1 protein-coding gene is annotated in these 301 nt (G+C 63.1%); it reads right to left on the minus strand.

All coding sequences use genetic code 11. The features are described from left to right. Positions 1-202: helix-turn-helix domain-containing protein (locus MKL09_RS03905; protein WP_244018141.1), on the minus strand; the 202-nt coding region annotated here is incomplete at its 3' end. Between the last annotated feature and the right edge of the window lie 99 nt (positions 203-301).

The following is a 301-nucleotide window of genomic DNA, read 5'->3' on the forward strand; positions in this document are numbered from 1 at the left end:
GTTCATTCCAACCCTCCATCACCAGCGTTCTCCTTCGGAGCGTGATCAGGGTCTTGCCGCGCATTTCTTGGAGCACGCGACTAATGTGTACGGGCGTGAGCCCCAGCGCATCGGCGAGATCCGCGTTGGTGACCGGCAGCGGGCACCGGTAATTGCCGTCCAGCCCCACCGCCTGCAGCTTCCGATACAGCTCCCAGAACATGTGGCCGACGCGCTCAAAGGCTCAGCGCCCCTCCATGCTGACAAGCCATCTACGTACGATCCCCGCGTCGCTCGGCGTGTCAACCCACAAGACTGCCCC

It is taken from the genome of Methylobacterium sp. J-048, from assembly GCF_022829515.1.
Lineage (GTDB): Bacteria > Pseudomonadota > Alphaproteobacteria > Rhizobiales > Beijerinckiaceae > Methylobacterium.